Annotated in this window: 12 protein-coding genes; 6 read left to right on the top strand and 6 right to left on the bottom strand. The window is 60.0% G+C overall.

Going from position 1 to position 8,279, the window contains the following annotated elements; translation table 11 throughout:
- From KPG71_RS18635 to KPG71_RS18610, 6 genes are all read right to left on the bottom strand, one after another.
- A partial coding sequence (locus KPG71_RS18635) for a helix-turn-helix domain-containing protein (RefSeq protein WP_216340085.1) occupies positions 1–347 on the bottom strand: 347 nt, incomplete at its 3' end.
- 317 nt (positions 348–664) lie between these two features.
- Positions 665–1,027 (bottom strand): STAS/SEC14 domain-containing protein, encoded by a 363-nt coding sequence (locus tag KPG71_RS18630; protein ID WP_216340083.1) that lies wholly within the window; start codon positions 1,025–1,027, stop codon positions 665–667.
- The gene (locus tag KPG71_RS18625) at positions 999–1,964 is read right to left on the bottom strand and encodes a cation diffusion facilitator family transporter (RefSeq protein ID WP_216340081.1); all 966 of its coding nucleotides are present in this window, start codon (positions 1,962–1,964) and stop codon (positions 999–1,001) included. The genes KPG71_RS18630 and KPG71_RS18625 overlap by 29 nt, the downstream gene beginning before the upstream one ends.
- Entirely contained in the window at positions 1,954–2,724 is a 771-nt protein-coding gene (locus KPG71_RS18620; protein ID WP_216340079.1) for a transglutaminase family protein, read from the bottom strand. Before KPG71_RS18620 ends, KPG71_RS18625 begins: the two co-directional genes overlap by 11 nt.
- A gap of 69 nt (positions 2,725–2,793) precedes the next feature.
- Positions 2,794–3,414: a cation transporter gene (locus KPG71_RS18615; protein WP_074837395.1), complete on the bottom strand. Its 621-nt coding sequence runs from the start codon at positions 3,412–3,414 to the stop codon at positions 2,794–2,796.
- Between the two features lie 82 nt (positions 3,415–3,496).
- Complete coding sequence (locus tag KPG71_RS18610) at positions 3,497–3,925, bottom strand: helix-turn-helix domain-containing protein (RefSeq protein ID WP_216340077.1); 429 nt, start codon at positions 3,923–3,925, stop codon at positions 3,497–3,499.
- Positions 3,926–4,138: 213 nt separating this feature from the next.
- Between KPG71_RS18610 and KPG71_RS18605 the strand changes: the two genes are divergently transcribed.
- Genes KPG71_RS18605 through KPG71_RS18580 form a run of 6 tightly spaced genes read left to right on the top strand, consistent with a single transcriptional unit; the run spans position 4,139 to position 8,278 of the window.
- Positions 4,139–4,705 (top strand): SCO family protein, encoded by a 567-nt coding sequence (locus KPG71_RS18605; RefSeq protein ID WP_216340076.1) that lies wholly within the window; start codon positions 4,139–4,141, stop codon positions 4,703–4,705.
- 5 nt (positions 4,706–4,710) lie between these two features.
- A complete protein-coding gene (locus KPG71_RS18600) occupies positions 4,711–5,133 on the top strand; it encodes a disulfide bond formation protein B (protein WP_216340074.1) in 423 nt (140 codons plus the stop codon).
- The gene (locus KPG71_RS18595) at positions 5,130–5,789 is read left to right on the top strand and encodes a thioredoxin domain-containing protein (RefSeq protein WP_216340072.1); all 660 of its coding nucleotides are present in this window, start codon (positions 5,130–5,132) and stop codon (positions 5,787–5,789) included. Before KPG71_RS18600 ends, KPG71_RS18595 begins: the two co-directional genes overlap by 4 nt.
- Before the next feature lie 25 nt (positions 5,790–5,814).
- Positions 5,815–6,282 (top strand): copper chaperone PCu(A)C, encoded by a 468-nt coding sequence (locus tag KPG71_RS18590; RefSeq protein ID WP_216340070.1) that lies wholly within the window; start codon positions 5,815–5,817, stop codon positions 6,280–6,282.
- Positions 6,282–6,908, top strand: coding sequence for an SCO family protein (locus tag KPG71_RS18585; protein WP_216340068.1), 627 nt, complete (start codon positions 6,282–6,284; stop codon positions 6,906–6,908). Before KPG71_RS18590 ends, KPG71_RS18585 begins: the two co-directional genes overlap by 1 nt.
- The gene (locus KPG71_RS18580) at positions 6,905–8,278 is read left to right on the top strand and encodes a M23 family metallopeptidase (protein ID WP_216340065.1); all 1,374 of its coding nucleotides are present in this window, start codon (positions 6,905–6,907) and stop codon (positions 8,276–8,278) included. The genes KPG71_RS18585 and KPG71_RS18580 overlap by 4 nt, the downstream gene beginning before the upstream one ends.
- Position 8,279 lies beyond the last annotated feature (1 nt).

Raw genomic sequence — 8,279 nt, 5'->3', positions numbered from 1 at the left:
ACTCGCAGCTTAGCACCTTCATAGATCATCCGATTGCCAATCTGCTCTGGTGTCCAGCCCAGTTTGATCTTTGCCACAACAGTCTTGCACAGTTCAGGATGCCGGATCAGCTTGCGCTGTACCGAGCGGCGTTTGTTCGTCTGAAGCTGTGCCGCGTGACCGAAGTAACCGGCGTACTTCTTGGGAAAGGCATCATCGGCCCAGAAGTTACGTTTGATCTCACGAAAGATCGTCGATTTGTGGCGCTTGAGGACACGCGCCATCTCTCTGACGGGCACCTTTGCATGCCACCAGTTCTCGATCTTACGGCGTTCTTGCAGTGATAGTTGCGTGTAAACGGCTCCCATGCGATATTCTCCTATTAGATAACTTATTGTTTTCTAATAGGAGTCGCACTTCAGGGTAGCGCGCTCCCGAATACACGCAAAACGCGCATAAGCTAAATTATGTTAATCGGATGCGCTCTGAGTTCAATCAAACAACATTACGATTTGGTGGTGCTTCGGCAAGGGCAGTGCCACCGTACTGAAGTTACTCCTTTGCGAAAGGACCGACCATGTTCAGAAAATTCGGATTGCTCTTGGCCTCGCAACTGCTGTAGTTCGTCTGTTTATGGTTTCGAATAGATGCCGCCTTCTGCGAAGGCATCTGATTGAAAGCTCCCCTACCTTTCACTTACCCAAGCGATTGCCGCATCCGTTCCCGAGGGGTTGAACTGGCGGAGTTCGGCCTTGGTCAGCACATCGGCGAACTTGGTGCCCCACTTCATCAAAGCCCCTTCGCCCACCACAGCAACGCGGCGGAAGTCATTCCTATGAGCTGTGTCGATCTTCAGATCTTCGAGCAGAGCGGACGGCCCCTCGTAGCCTTCAAACCTCGTAAGATCGAGAACCATGCCGGGCTTGCTTGCCTCTTGCAGGCGCTGATGAAGCAGGGCGTGCATCCGCTTCAGGTCGCTTTCGCTGAGCTTGCCCTCGCAGGCGAGGCCAATCGTATCGTCATGATCTGTCAGTGTCTCGGTGAACATGGTTTTCCTCCTCTTTTTCCGGCTTGCCGTGACCGTAAAGGTCAGCGTTTTCGTGTGCACGGTCTTCGTGTTCAAATTCCAGACTCGAATGACCGATGCTGAAATCGTCCTTCAGCCGGTCCTTGATCGCGGCCTTGATCTTTTCGATTTGACCCCAGCCGTCCGCTGTCAGCACGACGTGGCAGTCCAGAGCGGCCTCGTGCTCCTGCATCTGCCACAGATGCACGTGATGAACGTCCGCGACACCATCCACACCTCGCATCGCCTCAACGACGGCTTCATTATCGATGTCCGGTGGACTGCCGAGCATTAGCGTCCGAATCGGACCGCCGATCTCGGTAAATGCGAGGTAGAGGATGTAAAGAGCGATGCCGATGGTGATGGCCGGGTCGGCCCACCGCATGTCGTAGAGGAGGATGAGCGAGCCGCCGATGATGACCGCCACGGAGGCCAATGCGTCCGACAGGTTGTGCAGGAAGAGCGCACGGATGTTCACGCTGCCTTTCTGCATCGAATAGGTGAGCAGCGCCGTCAACGTGTCGACGACCAGTGCCACACCGCCCAGAATCACCACCGTCCAGCCCTGTACCTCTGGTGGGTCGATCATGCGCATGCCACCCTCGTAGATCAGATAGAAGCCGATCAGGATAAGTGTCGTGTAGTTGATGAGCGCTGCGACGATTTCTACCCGCCCATAGCCGAAGGTCATGCGCTTGTCCGCCGGGCGGCGAGCGATCTTACGCGCGAAGAAGGCGATCACCAGCGACGCCATGTCCGAGAAATTGTGGAGGGCATCCGCGATCAGCGCGAGGCTGCCGGAAAGGATCCCGCCGACGATCTGCGCAACCGTCAGGAGGCCGTTGGCCCAGATGGCGATGGAGACGCGACGATCACCGGATTGAGGATCGATGTGGGCGTGGCCGTGATCATGCGGCACGGTTCGTCTCCTCATGGCGGTGGTTCGGCCGATTGAATCCGGGGACCGGCGGCAAGATTCCGCGGCGGATGCGGCGAACCCTGGCATTCATCCAGTGACGGATGACGTGGCGATAAAGCAAGTCGCGCACAAATCCGAAGTTCTGGCGGTGCTTTGAGTAAAAATCGTCGGGCGCCTCAAAGGTTCCGAAATCGCGAGCAATACCGGTTTTCTGGATGTACGTGTCATTCCCGGTCCAGGCGACAGGCGGGGCGCTCAGACTTTCCGTTCCAACCCCGTAGCCGCACAGACTATCCGTGTCGCGGAATTCGTGCTGCAATGCTTGCAAGAAGGACGCGTCCAGGATGAAGCCTTCGAGATTGACCCATCCGTCCCCCAAGTCCACCTCTACCCAGGAGTGGAGGATTTCGGACGGCGCGAGGGGATAGACGAGTTCCGGAACGACGCCTCTCTGAAGCGCCTTGTGGATTGTGAATCCGTGCAGTCGGCAGCGAACTCCCACGCCACGCAGCAGGGCCATGAGGAGCGTGCCCTTGGTGTTGCACTGCCCGTGGCCATCTGCGAGGACCTCGGACGCCGGAATGTCGTCGGCGCGGTTGTAGCCGAAGGGAATCTCGTTCCTGACGAAATCATAGATGGCCCCAGTTCGGTCCTCGCTGGGAAGGTCTGCCCAGCCGCGCTCCTCGATCAGTTTTGCAATTGAGGTCGCGTCAAAATCCAGTAGCCGGGTTTTGGCCAAATGAGGGGCGGCGGGGTTCACGGGGTATCTCCTCGAATCGTTCACGAGAATATGTAGTTGCTACAGTCACTGTAGCTTCAAGCCCCGATTTCAGGCGATGTCCTCACTTGCCTGATTGTCATCGTGCACCGCCTTGTGGTGTTCACCATGCGCGTCTTTCAGGATTCCGACGCCACCCCAGGCCGCGATGCCGGCGACAATCACGCCCACGACAAGGTCCGGCCAGTTCGTTCCGAGCCAAGCCACGAGCCCGCCTGCGACGACGATTCCGAGATTGGCCGCGAAGTCGTTCCAGCTGAAGGTATTCGCCGCTCGGATGTTCACGTCTGGATCGCGAAGCCGTGCCAGCAGCCAGACGCAAAGTGCGTTGATGGCCGCCGCTACCAGCGCCATGACAATCATGATCGTGCCAAGAGGATCCGATCCGCCGACGTAGCGGCGCCAGGCGTCATACAGGATGCCAAGGGCGAAGAGGATCAGCAGGCCGCCCGAAACGTTCGCCGCTCCGCGCTTCCACTTGGCGGAGCGGGACAGCGCGAAGAGGCTGATCGCGTAGACGAAACTGTCCGACAGATTGTCGAGGCCATTGGCGATAAGCGCGCTTGAATCGCCGAATGCGCCTGAGGCGAAGAAAGCGATTGCCAGCCCGATGTTGAGACCCAGCACGATCCAGAGTGTGCGTCTTTCCGTTGCGTTTCTCTGCTCCGCCATGCCAGGTATCCAAATTAGTGAATTGCCAATGAGTAACTAACATCGGGCTTTTTGCGTTCCGATCAAAGGTCGTCGAAATTGCTCAGGCGCCGATCTCTTCATGGTCGGTCAGGCATTCGGAATGGTCGCGCAGTACCTCGAGCACACGGCAGTCTGAAGTCTGCCCGCCGCTGCACTCATGCACCATCCGCTTCAATTCCGTCCGCAGCGCCTCGAGCCGCGCCAATCGTTGCTCGACCTGTTTGAGTTGCCGACGGGCTATTGCATCCGCCTCCGCGCAGGACTTTCCCGGATGATCGCTGAGATCGAGGAGCTCACGGATCGCGTCCAACGAGAATCCCAATTGCCGTGCGTGCCGGACGAATGACAAGCGGTCGAGTTCGGCGGCGCCATAGCGTCGTTGGCCCCCCTCGGTCCTGCCGGGCTCAGGCATAAGTCCGATCTGCTCGTAATACCGGATGGTCTGCACCTTTGTTCCGGTCTTCTTCGCCAGCGTCCCAATCGTCAGCATTTCCGCTCCCCACATTACCTACAGTGGGTGTAGCTTTATGCGGTGCGCATCACAAGCTTCACCTGAGTTTCACAAATCGGTGATTGTTGGCCGATCGATGACAATCACGCTTGAACCTACAGTAGCTAGAGGATGTAAACGCGCACAAAATATAGAATCAAGTTCGGGCGGAGCGGCGTGAGGCTTTCAGGTCTTCAGAAGGTATTGTGGGTGTTGGCGGGCGCGGCGGCGTTCGTTTTCATCTGGCTGTTGCTATGGTCCGATTACCGTGCCGACCTTGCCCGAGCCGAGGATGAACCACCGTTTTTCGCTGATTTCGAACTGACCGATCATCGTGGCATGGTTCAAACAGCGGAAGATTTCGAAGGACGCTGGATGTTGGTCTTCTTCGGCTTCACCAATTGCCCCGACGTCTGTCCGACGACACTGTCCGAGGTTGCTGCCGTGATGGAGGGCCTGGGCGATGAGGCGGCAATGGTTCAGCCGATTTTCATAACGATCGATCCCGAACGCGATACGCCGACGGCACTTGCCGAGTATGTGCCGCTGTTCGACGCAGGAATCATCGGGCTTACCGGTACACCGGAGCAGATCGCCGCGACATCCGAGACCTTCCCGATATTCTTTGAGCGGATCGAGGAGGCCACTGCACCGGGCGGATACACGATGGGGCACACGTCGCATCTTTTCCTTTTCGACACGCAAGCAGGCTTCGCGGGCTCCTGGCCCTATGGCACGCCTGCCGAAGAGATCCTCGCCGATCTGAGAGAGAGGATCTGATCGTCATGACCCGACTTTCCGGAGAGATGGCCGTCGGGCTGGCCTGGATCATCGCGCTCACCGCATCGCTTGCCGTGTTTTTCATTGGCGAGGTGCTGGGGCAGACGCCTTGCGTGCTCTGCTGGTTTCAGCGCGCTTTCATGTTCCCCCTGGCCATCGTCCTCGGGCTCGGCCTGTGGTGGCAGGATCGGCGCGTGGGTCGCTACGGGATCGCGCTGGCAATCGGGGGCGCCGCCATAGCACTTTGGCACCTCGGCCTCTATGTCGGGCTGATCCCCGAACGCATCCAGCCCTGCACGGCGACCGGCCCATCCTGTACCGACGACAATCAATTGGTCTTCGGCGTTCCGATCCCCCTGATGGCGCTCGCCGCCTTCGTGGTGATCGGGCTGCTGTCGGCCGTCTCACTGAAGGAAACACAAGAATGAAACGACGCGGCCTCATCCTGTCCGTTCTCGCGCTCGGTGTCGCCGGTTTCGGCGGTGCCGCCTGGTATGCCCGCCGCCCCGACCCGAGTGCCGCGGCCGATCCCATCGACCCTGAATTGGCCGACGCGCTGATCCGACCCTATTCCCCGATCCTTGGACCTGCGGATGCGCCCGTAACCATCGTTGAATTCTTCGACCCAGCCTGCGAGGCATGCCGCGCTTTCTATCCGGTCGTCGAGGATATCATGGCGGAGCACAGAGACGCGGTGCGTGTTGTAATTCGCTACACGCCTTTTCACGGCGAGGCGTCAGTAGAAGCGATCCGTGTGCTCGAGGCGGCGCGCATGCAGGACGTGTTTGAACCCGTGCTTGAGGCAGTCCTGCGCGAGCAGCCGAAGTGGGCCTCGCACGGGGCGCCGGAGCCGGGTTTGATTTTACAGATAGCTTCGACCGCAGGGCTCGATACGGATGCCGCCCGGACACAGATGCTGGCCCCCGGTGTCGTGGCGGTGCTCAACCAGGACCGCGCCGATGTCGAGACAGTCGGGGTCCGCCAAACGCCCACGTTCTTCGTGAACGGCAAGCCTCTCGATCCGTTCGGTGAGGCCGAATTGCGGAGGCTGGTGGCAGTGGAAGTTGCGGCAAGCCAAAGCTGATTCGCGGAAGCAGGAGAAACGAGTGGTGAAGAAGCTGAGATATACCAATGCATTGGCCGTGCTTCTGGCGGTTGCAGGGTTGTCGGCCCCCGCACTGGCCGGTTCGGAGGATGTCGTGGTCGAGAACGCGTGGTCCCGCGCCTCGATCGGCGTCAACAGGCCAGGTGCCGCCTATTTGACCGTGCGCAACACGGGTGAAGACGCCGTGACGCTGACTGGACTTGCGACACCGCTGGCAATGATGCCCGAGATCCATGAGTCGAAAACCAACTCCGATGGCGTCAGTTCCATGGCGCCTGCAGGCGAGATCACGATTGAGCCCGGCCAAAGCGTGGCATTGGAGCCGGGCGGGCTGCACGCCATGCTCATGAAGCTGCAGGAGCCGATGACCGAAGGCGAGACTTTCCTGCTGACACTGACCTTCTCGGATGGCGGCAAGGTGACGGTCGAGATCCCAATCCTCGGCATCGCCGCGCGTGGACCGGAGGGCTGATGCAACGTCGGCAGCTCCTTCTATGCGGCGCAGCCGGTGCCGGCGTTCTTGGCCTGACGCTCTTCGTGGGCTGGTGGCGGGTGGACGGGCCCGGTGCGCCTGAACCAAAAGGGCAGCGGCCCCTGCCCCTATCGTCGATGGAGTTCCGGCTGACCGACCACGAGGGAAATGAGGTAGGGCCTGGCAACCTGATCGGTCGTCCGACATTGGTGTTTTTCGGGTTCACCTACTGCCCGGACGTCTGCCCGACCACACTATCGGATATTTCCGGCTGGCTTGAGGAACTGGGCGACGAAGCATCAGAGATGAACGTGGTCTTCATCACGGTCGACCCGGAGCGGGACACGGTCGAGGCCATGGCCGAATATGTCGGCTATTTTCATCCGGCCATTCGCGGCTGGACGGGGCCGGAAGACCAGATTGCCCGCGCCGCCGAAGGGTTTCGTGCCTCATTTGAGCGCGTCCCTACCGAGGGCGGCGGCTATACGATGAACCATACGGCAAGCGTATTCCTGTTCGATGCCGAGGGTGAACTCGTCACGATGATCGACTATCACGAGCCAAGAGAATTCGCGGTGCCGAAGATCAGGCGCGCACTGACAGAAGACGTAGAGGGTGCAACATGAAGATAAGAACTGTCTTGGCGGCCGTGGCGGTCGCAGGCGCATTTTCGGTGACCGCCATCGCCATCTCTGGCGTTCTTCCCAAAGAACCGGTGCCTCCTGCGATTGCAGAAGCGACCCTCTGGACTCCCGATCCGCTCGCGCCGCCTCGGATTTCCGAAACCAATTCGGTCCGCCCTACACTCGCCCAGGCGGATGTCGCATTCGAGTTCAGATCCGTGCCCCTCCTGACCGTTTCCCCCGCTGATACCTCCTTGCCATCTATCGAGCCCCCACTGGTCACATGGTCGCGCGAGATTGCGTCGGGAGAGACGCTCGATGCGGTCCTCTCCGATGCGGGGCTGGATGCTTCGGATCGCGCCGAAATCGCCTTGGCGATTGGCGCGGAATACGATTTGCGCCGTCTGCGTCCGGGTCACATCATTACCGTGGTTTCCACAACGGACGACAACCCGCGTCGTGTAGAACTCGCCGTCGAAGACGGTGTCCGGATAGAGGCGGTCTTCGGCGAACAGCTTGCCGCTCGCGTGTTGGAGCCGGACCCCGAATTGGTGACTTTCGCCGGCGAGGCGGTGATCGAGAGCTCGATTTTCGCTGCCCTGGACACGGCAGACATCCCCGCCCGGTTTGCGGTGGACCTGGCGCAGATGCTGGGTGGCACCGTGGATTTCCGTCGTGATCTTGCGGGGGGCGAGACGATGCGCCTCCTTTGGCGCGAGGCCCGAGACGGGAACAAGAGGATTGGTCAGCCTGAGCTTGCCTTCGCTGAGCTGGATCTTGGTGGATCGGTCTACGAGATCGTCTGGCCGGACGACGGCAGCGGTCAAGCGACGATCTATGTCGACGGAGAAGTGCTGCGCGTGTTCGCGCAACCGGTGGAAGGAGCGCGGCTGAGTTCCGTCTTTGGCCGTCGCACACACCCAGTCTACGGCAATGTGCGCATGCACACCGGCGTCGACTTTGCTGCGGCAAGCGGTACGCCGGTAAAAGCAACGGCGCCCGGACGCGTGAGCTTCATCGGACGTCGTGGTGGATATGGCCGGGTGGTGGAGATAGCGCATGGATCCGACACCCTGACACGATACGCACATCTCAGCGAGGTGCCGGACACACTCGAACAAGGGCAGCGCGTGATGGCCGGAGATTTGATCGGCCGCGTCGGTGCGACAGGTACCGCGACCGGCCCCAACCTACATTACGAAGTGCTGGTGGACGGTCGCCCAACCGACCCTCTCTCTGACGACCGACTGGCAGAGGCGGCCGAGCGTGAAACGGACGACACGGCCGCGCTTGAGCGACTGAGTGAGGCGCGTTCACTTCTGGCTGAGAGGCTCGCCAGCGAAATTGCGCAAACAACAACCGAGAGGCTTTGAT

This window comes from Roseovarius sp. PS-C2 (assembly GCF_018862045.1).
Classification (GTDB): domain Bacteria; phylum Pseudomonadota; class Alphaproteobacteria; order Rhodobacterales; family Rhodobacteraceae; genus Roseovarius.
This window is presented reverse-complemented; position numbering and strand designations above follow the sequence as displayed.